The organism is Cryobacterium sp. Y82, from assembly GCF_002929495.1.
Taxonomy (GTDB): Bacteria; Actinomycetota; Actinomycetes; order Actinomycetales; family Microbacteriaceae; genus Cryobacterium; species Cryobacterium serini.
In genome coordinates this window covers 1-15791 of sequence record NZ_PJJJ01000022.1, presented here as the reverse complement: position 1 = coordinate 15791, position 15791 = coordinate 1, and the positions used below count along the sequence as shown (strand labels likewise).

The following is a 15791-nucleotide window of genomic DNA, read 5'->3' as shown; positions in this document are numbered from 1 at the left end:
AGTACCTAGCGTTTAGAGGATGCCGGCGACTCGGTCGAGCCCCCCGCGGAGGTCAAGCAGAAGGTCATCGAGCGATTCGATGCCGACCGACAGACGCAACATTCCGGCGGTGATGCCGAGGCGTGCGTTGAGATCGGGGGCAAACGAGGCGTGGGTGGTGGTGAGCGGATGCAGCACCATCGAGCGCGTGTCGCCGATACCGGTCATACGGCTGAACACCCGGAGACCGTTCGTGAACGCTCGGGCACCCTCGGTGCCGCCCTTGACGGTGACGGCGAACACCGATCCGGTACGACCCTTGTAGTAGCGCTCGGCGATCTCGTACAGGGGGCTGCTCGGCAGACCGGCGTAATCGACGACCTCGACCTCGGGCTGCTCCTGAAGCCAGTGCGCGATAGCGATCGAGTTGTCAACGTGGCGTTCCATGCGCAGCGACAGGGTTTCGATGCCCTGGTGCAGCAGAAATCCGTTGAACGGCGACAGCGACGGCCCGACATCGTTGACGACGGCTTCGCGCACGTATTGGGCGTAGGCGGCCGGGCCGAACCGGTCGAGCAACGAGGGCAGGCCGGGGCGCAACGAGTCGGTCAGCAGCGGGTAGCGGCGGGAGCTCGCCGCCCAATCGAAGGTGCCGCCGTCGACGATCGCGCCCGATACCCCGGCACCGTGGCCGCTGAGAAACTTGGTGGTTGAATGCACGACGATGTCGGCGCCGTACTCGAACGGGCGAATGAGGTACGGCGTGGCCACGGTGTTGTCGACGACGAGCGGAATGCCGTGGCGGCGGGCGACGGCGGCGATGCGGGCAATGTCGACGACGTCGTTGCGCGGGTTGGGAATGGTTTCGGTGAAGATCGCCTTGGTCTCGGGCCGAATGACCGCGTCCCAGGCTTCGTCGGAGTCGGTGTCCCAGACGTAGTCCACCTCGATGCCCATGCGCCGAAAGCTTCGGCCGAGCAGAATGCGGGTGCCGCCGTAGATGCTGGCGGTCGAGACGATGTGCTCGCCCGCTTCGGCCAGGGCAAACAGGGCGGCGCTGATCGCGGCCTGCCCACTCGACACTGCGACGCAGGCCGTGCCGCCCTCCAGTGACGCGAGGCGCTGTTCGGCGACCGCGTTGGTGGGGTTGCCCTGTCGCGAATAGATGGGCTCCCGCGACCCGCCATTAAAGCGTGCAGCCCCGTCGTCGAAGGAGTCGAAGACGTAGCCAGCGCTCAGGGTGAGCGGCGGAATGCGCGCGCCGCGGTTCTCGTCGGCGTATTCGCCGACGTGCACCTGGCGGGTGTCGAAGCTGAAGGCGTCCCAGTCGGTGATCGGTGCGACCACCTCGGTGGCGTCAGAATTCAGTAGCGATGCGGATGCTGGTGCGGGCGTGGCCATGGAACTTCCTGTTGCGTCGGTGTCGGTCTGGATCGGGGCATCCGTTGTCGTCATGCGAGGGTCGCCGCCGTCGGAAAATCGGCAGCGGCATCGGCCCGCGCGACGAGCGCCGCGATACGGGCGACGGCTTCGCGCAGGGTATCGGGCGAGCAGGCCAGGGTAAGGCGGCCGAACCCTCGGCCGCCGAGGCCGAAAGATTCGCCGTTATTGAGGGCGACGCGGGCCTCGTCAAGAATGCGCTGGTAGGGGCAGTCCCCGAGGCCGAGGTGGCGCAGATCCAGCCAGGCCAGGTAGCTGGCGCGCGGCCGGTGGTAAATCACAGCGGGCAGGTATTCACGTAGTAGTTCAGCAAGCAGAAAATCGTTGGCGACAATTTGATCGATGGCATTGTCGAGCCAGTCAGTACAACCGAACGCGGTGATGTTCGCGTGCAGGCCGAGGATGCTGGTGCGACAGGCGACCTCTTCGGGCAGCCGGTTCAGCAGGTCGTTGGTGGCGTCGTCGGCGGCGATGACGAGCGCGCACTTGAGCCCGGCCACGTTCCAGCCCTTGCTCGCCGAGGTCACGGTGACAGCGCGGGCCCCGGCGGCCAGGGCCAGCGGGGCGAATGGCGTGAACGTCACACCCGGGTAGGTGAGTGGTGCGTGGATCTCGTCGGAGATGACGAACACGTCATACTGCGCGGCCAGGCGGGCCAGCGCTTCGAGCGTTTCACGCTGCCACACAATGCCGTGCGGGTTGTGCGGGTTGCACAGCAGAAAAGCGTCAATGCCGCCGGCGAAGCTGGTTTCGAGTGCCTCGAGGTCAAGCGCCCAGCTGTCGCCTTGCTCGAGGAGGGGCGTTTCGATAACGGATGCCGCAGCCTCCTCCACGAGTTCGTAGAAGGGCGGGTAGACGGGCGGGGTGATCGCAACTCGGCCTCCGTTCGGAACGGCGAGGCGGAGGGCCTCAACGATGCCTACGCTCACGTCGGTTGCCAGGTGCACGTGGCTCGGGTCGACGGTCCAGCCCCAGCGATTCAAAGCAAATGCGGCGAAGGCCGGAGCTAGCGGGCCCGGACCGTCAAGGTAGCCGGTGTCGGAAGCCTGAACCCGCTCCACGAGGGTGGAGACAATGGCCGGGGCGAGGGGGTAGTCCATCTCGGCAACAAACAAGGGAAGTACGTCGGCGGGAAACCGAGTCCACTTGATGCTGCTGCGCTCGCGCCGGATATTCTCCAGCGGTGCGACCTTGATGACTGACATGATGACAGCTTGTTCCTGCCGTCGAGAATTAGCGAACAGGCACGTAAACATTCGACACATGAGCGGATGCCGCCATGACTACCACGCCTCCACCGGGCCGGGCATTACGCCCTCCTCGTGGTCACCGGAGAATTGGGCGCCAATTTCCAAGTTTGTGACACGAGCGCAGAGATCATAAGTACAGTGCACGCAGCTCTCGCACATCCTGATCGCACAGGCACCGGCGGGCTGGCTCGTCCAACTGTCCTATGGCGTCCTCGTACTGCCAGCGGTGTCGGGTACGTCGTCATCAGCTTCAGCGAAGGATTCGGCGTGAGTGCGGTTGAAAGCAGTAACTTTTCTCGGTAAAACCTCACGGTTTGTTGGCAGGACAGAACACGGTCGTAACACCGCAATGCCGGTGGGATTGCTGGGTTGATTTCTCGGCAACTAGATTGGCAGCCATCCGCTTCGCTCTCGCCCGGAGCAGGCGGCATCGAACCCGAGCTTCGCGGATTTGGGTGTCGTCGTCGTTGGACTCACTGCCAGTGTTCGGCACAACCCCCGCCAAAGCCAAAACCGGAGAACTCCGCTCCCTGCGGCAACGTCAGCTGACCCCGTGATTAGCGGTTTCCAGCGTCGTGATGGTGGCGTCGAGCACGTGGGTCCCGGCCCGCTGCCACGCCCGGTTTCATCGAGCTAGGGTGTCCATGAACAGTACGAAGGCGCAGAGGATGACACTCCCGATGACGAGCATCCAGTTGGTGGCGAACAGAAATAGCCGGATGCCGATAGAGATCCGTGGCGTGTCCGCCGACGCGGAGCCGGGGGGCACGATGGGGTCATCCTGATAGGGGTATTGGAACTGGGCCCACAGGGCTGGGGCGATGAGCAGCACGACCGCGACAATGAAGACCGGTAGCGCAGGAACGCTGAACACGATCCGGTCCACTGACCACAGCGATATCAGCACAAAAACCAGCGTAACTGCAAGCCCAACTGCCGCCCCCTCGACAAACGCTCTGACCTTCCCGTGCGAAAGTATCCGCACAATGATGGTGGAGAGGAGTCGTGGCAGGAACGCAATAATCGCCAGCACTGCGACGGTAATCAGAAGCACCCCGAGCCCGACTGTCACGTCTGTCTGATGCGTGAGCGGAACCACCGCCTCTATGAGCGCCATCAGCCCGAGCAGGCCGAGACCGCTGCGCAGGGTGGCACCCCACACCCCTTTTGAGGCACCTGCGGTTGCCGGAAGGCCCAGCTCCGCGGCGTAATGACGTGCGCTGTCGAAAGATTCTTCGGCCAGAGCCCCGGAGTCGACCAGAAACTCGCGTGCAGTCGCCACGGCGTCGCCGATCCTCGTGCCGTTGACGTCGAGCAGGCGCAGCTCGATGGTCAGGCTTTCCAGCCACTTCTCGTTCTCGGTGTCGCGGTCGTGTGCGTCGCGAATGTTGCTGGTCGTCATGATTTGTCCGTCCCCGTGGTTCGTGCGGTGCTGCCTGTGGGTGTGTTGTCGAGGTGGGCCAGGACCGTGCCCGTGAAGTCGCACCAGTTAGCTGTCTGGGTTGCCAACTCGTCGCGTCCGGCATCTGTCAGCGATAGGTATTTGCGCTCGGGGCCGCCGGCGCCGACCCGCCACTCGACAGCGATCCAGCCGGCCGCTTCGCAGCGGGTGAGCAACGGATACAGCGTGCCGCCCTTGATCGCGCCGAATCCGTTCGCTTCCAACGCGGCCGCGATGGCGTACCCGTAGGTCGGGCCGGCGGCGAGAGTGCGCAGCACGCACAGGCCAAGGGCGGCCCGCATCCAATCACTTGGCCACTGTTTGGCGCTCATAACATTCCCCTCCAAACGCTGAACTCATAACTACATAGTGTCACTAGTTAGTCAGGCTGTCTACTCACATCGCGGGTCGAGGCTTGCGCCCTGAGAGCGGTCGGGTCGTCGTGGCTCCAGTCGGAAAGGGTACCGCCACTGGACGAGATTAATTCGCTCTCCGAATCGAACTTGTGACTTGCCCATCAGATGCTTCGAACGTCCACGCATTGCCACCCCCGACGATCCTGATGCTGGAAGGGTCGGGGAGCGTTGTGACAACCGCCGTGTTCTCGTCAATGGCAACGACCCGATCAGCGAGACCATTGACGACTGCGGAAAGTGCCCGACCGAGGGTTCCTGCTTGGGCTGCGTGAACGTCGACCGTGAATGGGACCACGCCGAGGCCAGCCTTCAGCGTTATCTCCCCCAGCCCTTCCGCCCATTCTTCGGTGCAGACTTCTGTTCCATTCATTGTGTACCCCCCAATCAAGGCCACCTTCGGTGCGATCATCGCGCCCGCCGAAAACCCGATGTAGGGGGCTCCTTGTACGATCGCACTTGCGATCGCATCGATCGAAGTCTGGAGAGCATTTAAATAGGCCGGTGTCGGGCCGCCTGCGACAAGGATCGCATCGACGTCATCGAAGCTGGCCGATTCCACCAGGCTGTCACGGCAGACCAACACTGGTCGAATTTCGCACGACATTCGGCTTTCGAGCGGTGCTGTGTAGGCCGGCAGGAAGTGCGTCGCACTTCCTCCCTCGTCAAAGATAACGAGGACGATTTTCGGAACTCGGTGTCTCGTCGCTCCTCGCTCAAGTACCTCGTCAACAAACTGGTCAAATATCTCGGAGGAAGTAACGGTGTCCGGGCCGCCTCCGACAAGGAAAATACTCATGGCTGCCAACTTATCGGTGGCGACAGATGCTGGGACGCAAACGAGGAACCCGCGACCGTTAGCTCGTCGTAGGTGAGGAATTCGACTGGAGTCGGTGACCTGAATCGGCTTGGTCAGTGCCCGTTAGCCGAACCCGGTACGGGACTCTAGAATTCGGCGCCGTTGCTGGCTGAGCTTGTGCAATTGAACCGCCTACTCATTGTCACAACGGAGACACGCAGAACCAGCAGGTCGCCCAGAGCGGCACCGTGGGCCCGTGCCTAAATCGGGTCCACGCCAGAGTCGAGAGCTAAAACCTGCGCTATGGCGCTGCAGGCATCTCAGTGTCCTCGACCGAAGCTATTCGTTTCGCCTCGGTGGCGATGGTCGCAAATGCCGCTCGCAGCGCTGACGAATTGATGACGGTCAAAGGTCTATCCATCAGGAGCAGCCAGCGTGCGATCGCGTGGTAGCTGTCCGCGCCTGCGTGGACGATTGACGTGTGGGCTGTTTCCTCGGTGATGGTTCCCCAGGCGGCTGAGATCCAGTGGGCGACCTCAGCACGGGGAGCATGCACGCGCACGGTCGCGGTGACCTGCCGGACCGCGGCACCGACTCGGCCTGCCACATAAAGATCCAGGTCTTCTGCCGGCGGTTGTCGAGCGCGGCTTGAGGCCGAGGTGATGGTGGCATCCGCTAGACGGTCAATGCGAAATATGCGCCAGTCGTTCGCTTCGAGGGAGAACGCAACGAGGTGCCACCGGTTCATCGTGCGCACCAGGTGGAGGGGTTCGAGGCGTCTGTGCTTGCTCGTTCCCTCGTCGCCCTGGCAGGTGACCTCGACTTGTCGACGGTCCCGGCAAGCTCGAGCAAGCAGCATGAGAGTGTTCGCTCTCACGGGCGCCGGGTCTGAGCCGATCTGGCTGCCGAGGTCGATGCGGCTGGAGTTCTGTGCCAGGGCGTCGACCGTGGAACGAAGTCGGGGCGGCATGACGCGATTGAGCTTGTCGAGGGCGCTGAGCGCCCCCGGCGCTGCGGTCCGATTGCCTGTCGCCGAGGCTTCCTGCAGCGCGAGGAGGGTGGCAATGGCTTCTTCGGCGTCGAACATCAGCGGAGGTAATGTTGCACCGGCTTCGAGCTGGTACCCACCACCAGTGCCGTGAACACTGGCCACCGGGTAGCCCAGATCACGGAGCCGGGCGACGTCGCGTCGAATAGTGCGGGCCGTGACCTCCAGCTCGACTGCTAGCTCGGCAGCATTCCACTCACGGGTGCGTTGGAGCAGGGCCAACAATCTCAGCAGTCGTCCGGAGGTATCCCACATGACATCCATGTTCCACCCTGTGGCGGACAAGACCTGTCCGGTACTGCTTCTACGGTGGCAACTGCCCGGCAACCACCGGGCCGCATCCACATGGAGAACTTCACATGCCCAATGCCACCGCGCTTGCCACCACCACCAGCGAAATCATCCTGAACCGGTACCGCACCGATCACACAGTCTCTCCCTCGCACTGCCTCACGCTGCAGACGATCGAAGCCGTCCGTCTGCAGCCCGGTCAGGTTCGCGTGCGAAACCATTTCATTCAAATCACCGCCGTCATGGCCGATCTCATGACGCAGCATCCTGGCCTTCCAATGCCGCCCTACGCGCTGGGGGCGCCGCTCTGGGGCGGAGCCGTTGGAACAGTTACAGAATCAGCAGCCGACCTGCCGGTCGGATCTGTCGTGACTCACATGAGCGGATGGCGGGAAGAGTCCGTTGCCGCCGCGGAAACGTTCTGGCCGGTACCGATCGAGGTACTGCCGGGGGCGGAATACGTGCTGAATCAAGGTGTCACTGCCTATCACGGGATCGTCGACATCGCCCAGGTCCGGGAGGGCGACGTGGTTTTCGTCAGCGGGGCTGCGGGCGGCGTGGGTTCACTCGCCGGACAAATCGCCAAAGCCTTGGGCGCGAAGACCGTCATTGGAAGCGCCGGCAGTGATGACAAGGTCGCCTACCTGGTCGACGAGCTCGGCTTCGACGCCGCGATCAACTACCGCACGGGTTCGATCGCCCCCCGCTTGCAAGCACTGGCACCAGAAGGCATCGACGTCTTCTTCGACACGGTCGGTGGTGACCACTTTGAGGCGGCAGTTCAGGCCGCAGCTCCCGGCGCACGTTTCGCGCTGTGCGGGGCGCTGGCCGGTCAGATCGATGGCGGCGACGCCGGCAGTCCGCGTCTTGACATCATGACGGCCATCGTCAAACAACTTCAGATTCGCCCCTTCTCCACCGTCCACACCCCCGACCAGATTCAAGCCTGGAACCAGTACTACGGGCTCTGGCTCAGTGAAGGCAAAATCATCTTTCCGCACACCATCGTCAACGGCGGCCTCTCGGCTGCGCCGACGGTACTAGACGGACTACTCCGGGGGAAGTTTCGCGGTAACGTCATCGTTCGCCTCGACCGCGAGTGAAACAACACCGCGCTATCCTCGCCGTCTGCAGTATTGCGCAGCTCCTGGTCGTTCTCGATAGTTCAATCTTGACCGTCGCACTGCCGCAGCTGGCAGCCGACCTCGGCATCTGACGAGAAAACCTGCCTTGGGTCGTGAACGCGTTCGCTATCCCGATCGCCGGGCTGCTCCTCGTGTCGGGCCGCTTAGCCGATACGTTTGGCACGCGGCGCATCCTGCTTGTCGGAGTTGAGCTTTTTGCAGTGGCCAGTTTGGTCGGAGGGATGGCCCCAACGGCCGGCGTCCTGATCGCGGCGCGCGTGGCCCGGGGCGGCAGCCGGGACCGCCTGCGTCGCGACCCTGACGCTGGGGTTCGCGTCGCTCCACTCAGAGTTGCTCGACGTCCCCGCGGCTGTCTGGTTCATCACAGCGGCGGTGAGCTTCCTACTGTTCGTCTTCATCGAGATCCGGTCATCGCCGAATCCGCTGCTACCCCTTGGACGCTTGGCCGGGGAACGAGTGTGGCAGCTCCCCGTGGCGATGCTTCTCGTGGGTGGTGCGATGACTAATACGTTCTATTTTCTGACCCTGAATTTTCAAGTGCATAGAGAGCTGAATGCTCTGCAAACAGGGTTGTCATTTCTGCCTTTGTCCGTTGGCATCCGCCCGGACGTCGCCCGCGCGCGCTACTCACGCGCCCGGCGCACCCTACAAATACGATTTGGTGAGTGGGAACAATGCGCACCGCGATTCGTTGAGGCCTGGCCCGCACGGGGACCCTTGTATGGGACGGCCTTATCGCGCTTCAAAGGGGCAGAACACACCACGTCGCAGTCGTGCTTGTCATTCAAATACCCAGTGAAGTTCTAGATTCCGAAACAGCGGCATGGGGAGCGGGGACCTTGGACTGACTTGGTTCAAATAGTTAGGCTTGGACAAACAGGGATGGGGATGTACTGGGATGCACGTGATTGGCTTGGGCGTTTCGTGCTCAATGGACCACGTGTCCGAGGACTCGCTCTCTTTTTCGCTTCAAGAATTTGTGTACCTTGACGATTCCTCGCAAGTTGCCTTTCGGAGTGATCGCGGGTTTGGAATAAGCTTTCGCCCTAAGGGCCGTCAGTGGCAGTTGGCGGAATCCGAGCTGCGGGATCACGTCTCGATGGCTTTGCTGCCCGATGAGGGAATCATAGAGGATGCTGGAGAGCGGCTTTCTTGGCATGAATATTGTGAACTTCTGGAACGAATCGGGATAAGCGCATCGATCGAGATCTTGAAGAGTAGCCCTTATATTTTGCTTTTCTCTCCCGAAGTGCGGCGACTACTTGACGTTGAGTAGTCGCGGGGACGATCGTCCGGTCAGAAGGACACAATCTGGAAAGCAACTGCGAGCGTTCCAGTGATGAGTGGTGAACTGACGGCCGCCCTCGCGTCATCCGGCTGCTCAAAACTGCTCCGTAGACGCGCGTCCGCGATGAGGAACGCTCAACGGGCATTGTGAGTGCGGGTCCCGGGCCTATGGCCCATTGCGCTCCACGAGCGCGGCGCCGAGGCGCATGAGTTCCGAGCGCACGGATGCCGGCTCGAGAACGTCAATGTACTCACCCCATCCAGCGAGGCCACGTGCGAGCATGATTTCGGCCGGCGCACTGATTCGGACCCTGGCTCGATGGTCGTCGATCGCGGTGTCCTCCACTGCCAGCTCGCCGAACTGTTCACGCAGGAAGGGTAATATCGCGGTATTTGTGACCACGATCGTGGATGCGCTCTCGCGCTGCTGGTTCACGTCGCGCACGACGGTATCCCATGCCTCTGCGAGGTCGAAGCCGTCCGGGCGGTCGGCGGGATCTTCTGTGACAACTGCCCAGATGATCCGCTCGATACGAAATGTTCGCTGGGCGCCATCCACGCCGCCCAGTAGGTACCACACCTCGTTCTTCTCGACCAGGCCCCACGGGTCGCAGAGTCTTTCGTCCGGGTCGCGGTTCCAACCCCGGTAGCTCAGGCGTACTTTCCGGCGCTGTATGACAGCGGCCTGGAGTTCGGTCACGAGTGGTGGCTGTGCGCGGTGGGGCCGGCCCCACCGCGCGGGGTCAAGCACGACGGCCTCTGCCGCCGCTTCGGCATCCGTTCTAAAGCTGTCGGGAAGGGCGTGCACAAGCTTGCGGAGCGCCGACTTGGCCTCTGGGACTAGGGATGCCGCTGGCCCGACCAGGAGGAAAAGCGCACGCGCCTCAGCCGATGTGAGCCCGCTCAGGTCGGTGCGAGCACCGCCGAGTAGTTGCCACCCACCGCCACGGCCGACCTGTGGGTATACGGGAATTCCCGCAGCTGACAGCGCTTCGAGATCACGCCTCGCCGTAGCGATGGATGTCTCAAACTCAGCAGCTACTTCCTTCGCTGTCACGCGTCCACGCGCCTGCATCAGCAGGAGTGTGGCGACGAGGCGATCTGCGCGCATGAATCAATTGTCGCAAACAAAGTAGTCAGAAGGTGAGCACTTTACTGGTGGAAACTGGCATCACGTGAATCGGAAGGAAAATCTTATGTTGCGAGGCTTCGCTACCGTCAGCTATTTCGCCGCCGATCTGGAGGCGGCACGCAAGTGGTACAGCGAGCTGCTGGGTATCGACGCGTACTTTCAGATGCCTGGCTATGTGGAGTTCAGGGTTGGCGACTATCAGCACGAGCTTGGAATCATTGACGCGTCGTACGCGCCGCCAGTACCAGACGCGCCGGCCGGGGAGATCATTCAATGGCACGTGGACGACCTGCCGGGGTCATTCGAGAAGCTGCTGTCGATGGGGGCGACCGAATACCAACCGCCGACTGACCGCAGTGAAGGATTTGTGACGGCATCCGTCGTCGATCCTTTCGGCAATATCCTGGGGATTATGTGTAACCCGCACTATCTCGAGGTGCTCAAGAAGGTTTCCGGGAAATAAGCGAAGCTGTCATGTCTCGGTCTGTCGCTGAGAAGATGGGAATTAAAGAGGGCGCGCTGGCCCACTTCGTGAACGCCCCTGCGTCGACCCTGAAGGCCATCGGGCTTCCGGAGTTGGAGGTCAGTGAGGATCTCGAGGGTGACTTCGACTACATCCATTTCTTCAGCGTGACTCAATCCGAGATGCACGACATCTTTCCAACACTGAAGCTCCATCTGAAGCCGTCGGGCATGTTGTGGCTCTCCTGGCCGAAGGCGCGGAAGCTGGGCTCAGGTCTCAGTCTGCCGAAGGTCATTGAGATCGGATACAGTCACGGTCTCGTCGAGAGCACATGCCTGCGCATTGACGACATGTGGGCAGGGCTGAAGTTCACGCACCCGAAGAACGGCAAGATCTACATTAACAGCTACGGATCCCTGCCCAATCTCTGAGCCAGGTGCGCTGTTCTGCCCTCGGGTGGCCATGATTAACGCGGCGCCCGTGCGCGTCATAACTCCATGATTGCGCCGCGGGACACCTGTAACTTGGTTCGAATGCAATGGCCGTATGCCGAACCGCCTATGGAACGTGGGTGCTAGCGGGCCTACGCCTGTATGCCGAGCCGTGCAATGACGCGGCTTTCCAGCATCCATCGGTTTTGGATTCATGGACCTCCTTGCGTCCGGGCGGTTGCACGCGGGAGAGGCATCTCGCTCCGTCGACCGCCACCACTCATTCCCAAGCGAGTGTGAACCACGCGATCGCGCCGATATACCCAACGAAAGTAACGAGCGCTAACCGGGTTGGCGTGCTGAACGGGTTGTGTCTGCTGAACCCGAAGAACGAGTTCGCGTTCAGGAGGTGCAGTAACAACCCCCCGCTGAGCACACCCACATACGCCGTAGAGAAGAGCGACGATCGCGGCGGGCACGAGCGTGAACAGGTTGCCGAGCACCAGCGAGTGGGAGAACGGGTAGGAGTCGAATCGGATAGAACGTTGCAGTGGGTCGTTCCGGCCCACCGAGACGCGTTCGCGGCCTAGAAGGACGAGGATGGGTTAGACCAGGTCCGGCCATGCGACGCCGATAGCGATTGGGGTCACCGGCGAGGCCGGCACGAGCGTAACCAACACTGCAGCAGCTGCATAGTGACCGATGTACATGAGATTCCGTCGCGGGTGCGAAAACTGGTCAGTAGTCTGCAGCAGCCCGCGAGGGTAACGAAAGGGGATATTTCGCATCCAACCGTTGGCCGATGAAGATGCGGAAGAGAAAGTCGAAGAGCAACCGAACTCCAGCCCAATAGGCAGGAATGATGAACCATCCCAGCCACGAAAACGTCCCGGTGAGCTGCAGAACGATCGTTGCGAAGGTGACCAGGACGCCCACGCCTTGGAAAAGATAGGTGAACCCGTGCGTGATGGAATCACGGCCGGCTTGCTGCGCGCTCTTACGAGCATCTAGCTGTTCCACCGTCTCGAACGAGCCGATCTACCGCAGGTGGCGCTCGTAAAAGCCAGCGCGCGTCATGGAAACATGACCAGGCCAGCCGTGCAAGGCTTACGTCATGGCAAGCAGTAATGCTCGAAACGTCCAGGCGGTTTCCTTTGGCGCGGCCGCCGCTGAGTACGAAAGAGGGCGTCCGTCTTACCCGTTTGAGGCTGTCGAATGGGTGTTGCCGCACGACGCGCGACAGGTTCTCGATTTGGGCGCAGGCACCGGTCAGCTCACTCGCCAGCTCGTCGAGAGGGGCCTCGACGTGGTCGCCGTCGAGCCGTCAGCAGGCATGCGCAAGGAGCTGTCGCGGCGGTTGCCGCACGTCTCAGTGCTCGACGGCCGAGCCGAGGATGTTCCTCTGACCCCCGGCGCCGTCGACACCGTTCTGGTAGCGCAAGCCTGGCACTGGGTTGATGTTGAACGAGCCGGCCCCGAGATCGCACGCGTTCTCCGTCCCGGCGGAAATCTCGGTCTGCTTTGGAACATTCGCGACGAGCGTGAGGACTGGGTCGCTCAGCTGGGTCGACTCATGCACCAAGGGATCGAGTTGGACATGAACAGCGAAAGTCCCGATGTCGGTGGAAAATTCGCACCGATTGTTCGTGCGGACTTCTTGTGGGAGCACGTGCTCACACCCGCGGCGCTGATGGATCTCGTGGCATCTCGGAGCTACGTCATCACCCTGGCCGGCGACGCACGAGCATCACTCCTGCGCCGAGTTCGTGAACTATTGGACTCTCATCCTGCCGTGCGGGGGCGAGACGAGATCGCCCTGCCTTACATCACGAGGTGCTCACGCACCAGGCGTATGGGGAACGCCAACGACGATCCGCAGAGTTCCGCGGGTGCGCGATTCCCGTATGCCCCGCCTGAGAAAATGCGCGGTGACGCTGGGGATAAACGGTACGGTCCAACAGCATGACCGGAAGGCCTTCGGCTACGCGCGCGTATTTACTAACGAGCAGGATCTCCGGTTTAGAGGAATGTCCTCGTCACTTGCGGCAAGACGGTCGAGATGACGTTCACCGATCAAGACCTCAGGGAACGAAGCGTGCCAGGCCTTTCCCAGCGGCTCAATACACACAGCCAAGCCCACACTGACCGCGACTAAACTAGGACTTCGGTTTAAGGGGGGCGTGCGTGATCGACCAGGAGCTTGTTCGAGAGCAGGACTATGTTCGGGCGCTGTATGAGCGGCTCGACGCGCTGCAGGAAGAGGCCGAGGGTCAGCTGAAAGCAGTGCGCCGCCTCGACGTCGGCGGTAACCACCAAAGCCGTAGCGAGCGCGACACCTTCGCCCGCCTCTACGAGGACCGTATCGTGCAACTGCGCGAGGTCGACGACCGACTTGCCTTCGGCCGGCTCGAAACCGTACCAGATGACTCCGGCAACTCGGTCTACCGCTATATCGGCCGCGTGGGTTTGCGTGACGAAGATCACAAGCCGCTGCTGCTTGACTGGCGCGTGCCGCAGGCTAGCGCTTTCTACCAGGCCACCGCCGCCACGCCGCTCGGCGCGAGGGCCCGCCGCCATCTGCTCTCTAAGGGGCGCAATATTATCCGCATCGAAGACGAAATTCTCGATGCCGCCCTGCTCGCCGACCCTGACGCCAGCACACACCAGGGGGAGGGCGCCCTGCTCGCGGCGCTCACCGCGCAGCGTACCGGCCACATGTCCGATATCGTCTCAACCATTCAGGCTGAGCAGGACCGCATCATCCGCTCAGAACTGGCCGGTGTTCTTGTCGTGCAGGGCGGTCCCGGCACCGGAAAAACCGCCGTGGCGCTGCACCGCGCTGCCTACCTGCTCTACACGCACCGGGATCGCCTGCGCGACAGCGGCGTACTCATCATCGGCCCGTCACGTTCCTTTCTGCAGTACATCGAGGCTGTGCTGCCCTCCCTGGGCGAGACCGGTGTCGTGCTGGCCTCGGTCGGCCAGCTCTTTCCCGGCGTTGAAGCGACCAGAGAGGATGCCCCGGCCGTCGCGGCACTGAAGGGCCAGGCGTTCATTGCCGACCTCATCGCGCGGGCCGTGCATTCCCGGCAGCGCACTCCTTCCGCCCCGCAGCAGTTGGTGGTGAACGGTGACCGCATCGTGCTGCAGCCCGACCTCGTGGCTAATGCGATCGCGCGCGCCCGCGGCACCGGTAAGACTCACAACGAGGCCAGGGTCACCTTCGTGAAGACCGCTATCAACGCGCTTTCCCGGGTGTGGCTCGAGCAGCTGCAGAGCCAGGGCCGTTCGATGGACGACACCGACCTGCCCATGTTGCGCGAAGACCTGCGCCTGGCCGACGATGTGCGCATCGCGCTCAATACCGCCTGGCTGCCGCTCACGCCGCAAAAACTGTTGCAAGATCTTTATGCGCGGCCGCAGTGGCTCGAGGAGCTGACTCCGCGCTGGCGTTTCGCCCAGCGCAAGCTGCTGGCGCGTCCGCGGGACGCCGAGTTCACGATCTCCGACATTCCACTGCTTGATGAGGCGGCGGAGCTGCTCGGTGAATATAACGCGGTCGACCAGGCGAAGAAGCGTGCGCTCAAGGAACAGCGCAAGCGCGACGTTGAGAATGCTGAAACGGCCATTGAAAATATGCAGGTGAAAGGCCTGGTCAACGCCAAAGACCTCGCCGCCAGTTTCGCCGAACTCGATGAACGTGCGACGACCAGCGAGCGTGCCGCGCGCGATCGCACTTGGACCTACGGCCACGTCGTCATCGACGAGGCGCAGGAACTCTCGGCGATGCAGTGGCGGCTGGTGTTGCGGCGTGGTCCGCGCCGATCGTTCACGATCGTCGGTGACATCGCGCAGGCGGCGAGTGCTGCGGCATCCGCCAGCTGGAAAGAGGCGTTGCAGCCGGTGCTCGAGGGCTCGCCCGAGGCGGACCGCTGGCGGCTCGAGGAATTGACCGTGAACTATCGCACGCCGAGTCAGATCGCGACGGCGGCCGAAACTGTCGCGATGTCGCACCGGTTGCCGATCACGCCGTCCCGCACGGTGCGGTCCAGCGAATGGCCGGTTGAAACGGTAACGGATGCTGCGGTCGCGGTGCGCCGTGACCTGGCACTTGGCACCGGCGGCACCCTCGCCGTGATCGTCGTCGACGCCGGACTCGAAGACCTTGAAGCAACCCTGCGCGCTGAATTCGGCGATCTGCTCGGCGTCGGTGCGCTTGGTCTCAGCCGCGAGATAGCGCTGCTCACGCCGCAGGATGCCAAGGGGCTGGAATTCGACGCGGTCATCGTCGTCGACCCGGCTGCCATTCTCGCGGCCTCCGAGCGTGGCGCTGGCGCACTATATGTAGCCATGACCCGGGCCACGCAGCGGCTCTATTTGGTGGGGGACGCGCCGCTCGGTCGCTCATGATCATGGCGCCGCTGACCTGAACACGCGGTTAGAGATCGTACGAATCTGCGGACGAAGCCGGGCACCGAATCTCTGGGGCGTCGTGCCGAGCGAACCTTGGTAATCGTGCATCGTATGTATCTCGTAAAAAAACTTCATAATTTACTGAGGTTTCCTCGTGTTTATGGTCGTTTCAGGCTATAATTGTTGGTGAAGGAGGCACCGACGCCATGACCCTCACCGCTCCGCCCGCCGCCACCGGCTCTGTGCCGGAACCCGAGGG

General features: G+C 62.4%; 14 protein-coding genes. 5 read left to right on the top strand and 9 right to left on the bottom strand.

Going from position 1 to position 15791, the window contains the following annotated elements; genetic code table 11:
• Nucleotides 1-12 precede the first annotated feature (12 nt).
• The 6 genes from CXY70_RS02245 to CXY70_RS02220 form a co-directional block, all read right to left on the bottom strand.
• Entirely contained in the window at nt 13-1434 is a 1422-nt protein-coding gene (locus CXY70_RS02245) for an O-acetylhomoserine aminocarboxypropyltransferase/cysteine synthase family protein (RefSeq protein ID WP_233205697.1), read from the bottom strand.
• Nucleotides 1431-2624 (bottom strand): MalY/PatB family protein, encoded by a 1194-nt coding sequence (locus tag CXY70_RS02240; protein WP_104190771.1) that lies wholly within the window; start codon nt 2622-2624, stop codon nt 1431-1433. The genes CXY70_RS02245 and CXY70_RS02240 overlap by 4 nt, the downstream gene beginning before the upstream one ends.
• Nucleotides 2625-3294: 670 nt before the next feature.
• Entirely contained in the window at nt 3295-4071 is a 777-nt protein-coding gene (locus tag CXY70_RS02235; protein WP_104190770.1) for a hypothetical protein, read from the bottom strand.
• Nucleotides 4068-4442, bottom strand: a complete 375-nt coding sequence (locus CXY70_RS02230) for a PadR family transcriptional regulator (protein ID WP_104190769.1) — start codon at nt 4440-4442, stop codon at nt 4068-4070. Before CXY70_RS02230 ends, CXY70_RS02235 begins: the two co-directional genes overlap by 4 nt.
• Before the next feature lie 148 nt (nt 4443-4590).
• Entirely contained in the window at nt 4591-5322 is a 732-nt protein-coding gene (locus CXY70_RS02225; RefSeq protein WP_104190768.1) for a Type 1 glutamine amidotransferase-like domain-containing protein, read from the bottom strand.
• A gap of 301 nt (nt 5323-5623) precedes the next feature.
• On the bottom strand, nt 5624-6634 hold the full coding sequence (locus CXY70_RS02220) for a YafY family protein (RefSeq protein ID WP_104190767.1): 1011 nt from the start codon (nt 6632-6634) through the stop codon (nt 5624-5626).
• A 95-nt stretch (nt 6635-6729) separates the two neighbouring features.
• Between CXY70_RS02220 and CXY70_RS02215 the strand changes: the two genes are divergently transcribed.
• Nucleotides 6730-7764 carry an NADP-dependent oxidoreductase gene (locus CXY70_RS02215; RefSeq protein WP_233205696.1) on the top strand — a complete coding sequence of 345 codons (1035 nt, stop codon included), beginning with the start codon at nt 6730-6732 and terminating at the stop codon, nt 7762-7764.
• Nucleotides 7765-7949: 185 nt separating this feature from the next.
• Here the strand turns inward: CXY70_RS02215 and CXY70_RS02210 are convergent, their stop codons facing one another.
• Both CXY70_RS02210 and CXY70_RS02200 read right to left on the bottom strand, forming a co-directional pair.
• Nucleotides 7950-8204: a hypothetical protein gene (locus CXY70_RS02210; protein ID WP_104190766.1), complete on the bottom strand. Its 255-nt coding sequence runs from the start codon at nt 8202-8204 to the stop codon at nt 7950-7952.
• Between the two features lie 1055 nt (nt 8205-9259).
• On the bottom strand, nt 9260-10204 hold the full coding sequence (locus CXY70_RS02200; protein ID WP_104190764.1) for a YafY family protein: 945 nt from the start codon (nt 10202-10204) through the stop codon (nt 9260-9262).
• 85 nt (nt 10205-10289) lie between these two features.
• On the opposite strand from CXY70_RS02200, the gene CXY70_RS02195 reads away from it, so the two are divergent.
• Entirely contained in the window at nt 10290-10688 is a 399-nt protein-coding gene (locus tag CXY70_RS02195) for a VOC family protein (RefSeq protein ID WP_104190763.1), read from the top strand.
• Between the two features lie 35 nt (nt 10689-10723).
• Nucleotides 10724-11119 (top strand): hypothetical protein, encoded by a 396-nt coding sequence (locus CXY70_RS02190; RefSeq protein WP_104190812.1) that lies wholly within the window; start codon nt 10724-10726, stop codon nt 11117-11119.
• A 738-nt stretch (nt 11120-11857) separates the two neighbouring features.
• On the opposite strand, the gene CXY70_RS02180 is transcribed toward CXY70_RS02190, so the two are convergent.
• Complete coding sequence (locus CXY70_RS02180) at nt 11858-12139, bottom strand: hypothetical protein (RefSeq protein ID WP_104190761.1); 282 nt, start codon at nt 12137-12139, stop codon at nt 11858-11860.
• Between the two features lie 94 nt (nt 12140-12233).
• Here CXY70_RS02180 and CXY70_RS02175 point away from each other — a divergent pair, with 94 nt between their 5' ends.
• Entirely contained in the window at nt 12234-13085 is an 852-nt protein-coding gene (locus CXY70_RS02175; RefSeq protein WP_104190760.1) for a class I SAM-dependent methyltransferase, read from the top strand.
• A gap of 218 nt (nt 13086-13303) precedes the next feature.
• On the top strand, nt 13304-15529 hold the full coding sequence (locus CXY70_RS02170) for a UvrD-helicase domain-containing protein (protein ID WP_104190759.1): 2226 nt from the start codon (nt 13304-13306) through the stop codon (nt 15527-15529).
• Nucleotides 15530-15791 lie beyond the last annotated feature (262 nt).